This window comes from Streptomyces arenae, assembly GCF_022343545.1.
Taxonomy (GTDB): Bacteria; Actinomycetota; Actinomycetes; order Streptomycetales; family Streptomycetaceae; genus Streptomyces; species Streptomyces humi.
In genome coordinates this window covers 1-2,013 of record NZ_JAKQYH010000001.1, presented here as the reverse complement: position 1 = coordinate 2,013, position 2,013 = coordinate 1, and the positions used below count along the sequence as shown (strand labels likewise).

At 56.9% G+C, this 2,013-nt stretch carries 1 rRNA gene and 1 other annotated feature (1 of these 2 only partly in view); the gene reads left to right on the top strand.

The annotated features are described in order from the left end of the window. Positions 1–1,682 (top strand) — a sequence feature (mutual gap in cmsearch alignment for this rRNA model is longer than 100) (it extends 1,902 nt beyond the left edge of the window). Between the two features lie 86 nt (positions 1,683–1,768). Beyond that, positions 1,769–1,885: ribosomal RNA gene (gene rrf, locus MB828_RS00005) — 5S ribosomal RNA — on the top strand. Positions 1,886–2,013 lie beyond the last annotated feature (128 nt).

Below are 2,013 nucleotides of genomic sequence, written 5' to 3'. Positions count from 1 at the left end.
CTGATCTGCCCAGGGTAAGTCGGGACCTAAGGCGAGGCCGACAGGCGTAGTCGATGGATAACCGGTTGATATTCCGGTACCCGCTGTGAAGCGTCAAACATCGAGCCCATTAATGCTAAGGCCGTGAAGCCGCCCCGGAGCCTTCGGGCAAAGGGGAGTGGTGGAGCCGCTGACCCAAGGTGGTAGTAGGTGAGTGATGGGGTGACGCAGGAAGGTAGTCCAGCCCGGGCGGTGGTTGTCCCGGGGTAAGGGTGTAGCCCGTCATCTAGGCAAATCCGGATGACATGTGGGTGAGACCTGATGCCGAGCCGATTGTGGTGAAGTGGATGATCCTATGCTGTCGAGAAAAGCCTCTAGCGAGTTTCATGGCGGCCCGTACCCTAAACCGACTCAGGTGGTCAGGTAGAGAATACCGAGGCGTTCGGGTGAACTATGGTTAAGGAACTCGGCAAAATGCCCCCGTAACTTCGGGAGAAGGGGGGCCACACCTGGTGAGGGAATTTACTTCCTGAGCTGGGGGTGGCCGCAGAGACCAGCGAGAAGCGACTGTTTACTAAAAACACAGGTCCGTGCGAAGCCGTAAGGCGATGTATACGGACTGACGCCTGCCCGGTGCTGGAACGTTAAGGGGACCGGTTAGCTCCATTTCGGTGGGGCGAAGCTGAGAACTTAAGCGCCAGTAAACGGCGGTGGTAACTATAACCATCCTAAGGTAGCGAAATTCCTTGTCGGGTAAGTTCCGACCTGCACGAATGGCGTAACGACTTCTCGACTGTCTCAACCATAGGCCCGGTGAAATTGCACTACGAGTAAAGATGCTCGTTTCGCGCAGCAGGACGGAAAGACCCCGGGACCTTTACTACAGTTTGATATTGGTGTTCGGTTCGGCTTGTGTAGGATAGCTGGGAGACTTTGAGCATCGGACGCCAGTTCGGTGGGAGTCGTCGTTGAAATACCAGTCTGGTCGTGCTGGATGTCTAACCTGGGTCCGTGATCCGGATCAGGGACAGTGTCTGATGGGTAGTTTAACTGGGGCGGTTGCCTCCTAAAGAGTAACGGAGGCGCCCAAAGGTTCCCTCAGCCTGGTTGGCAATCAGGTGTTGAGTGTAAGTGCACAAGGGAGCTTGACTGTGAGACCGACGGGTCGAGCAGGGACGAAAGTCGGGACTAGTGATCCGGCGGTGGCTTGTGGAAGCGCCGTCGCTCAACGGATAAAAGGTACCCCGGGGATAACAGGCTGATCTTCCCCAAGAGTCCATATCGACGGGATGGTTTGGCACCTCGATGTCGGCTCGTCGCATCCTGGGGCTGGAGTCGGTCCCAAGGGTTGGGCTGTTCGCCCATTAAAGCGGTACGCGAGCTGGGTTTAGAACGTCGTGAGACAGTTCGGTCCCTATCCGCTGTGCGCGTAGGAGTCTTGAGAAGGGCTGTCCCTAGTACGAGAGGACCGGGACGGACGAACCTCTGGTGTGCCAGTTGTTCTGCCAAGGGCATGGCTGGTTGGCTACGTTCGGGAGGGATAACCGCTGAAAGCATCTAAGCGGGAAGCCTGCTTCGAGATGAGGACTCCCACCTCTATAAGAGGGTAAGGCTCCCAGTAGACGACTGGGTTGATAGGCCGGATCTGGAAGCCAGGTAACTGGTGGAGSTGACCGGTACTAATAGGCCGAGGGCTTGTCCTCAGTTGCTCGCGTCCACTGTGTTAGTTCTGAAGTAACGAACTCGCCCCTCCTGTGGGGGGTGCGGCTTGAGTTCAACTTCATAGTGTTTCGGTGGTCATAGCGTTAGGGAAACGCCCGGTTACATTCCGAACCCGGAAGCTAAGCCTTTCAGCGCCGATGGTACTGCAGGGGGGACCCTGTGGGAGAGTAGGACGCCGCCGAACAATATTTCAGGGACCCCTGGTCCCAGCGTTCACGCTGGGACCAGGGGTCCTTTTGTTTTTCCTTGAATTTTTCTGAAGCGCGCGTCGGGGTGCCGGCTGCGCGAGAATGACTGCAGTACCCGAAGACA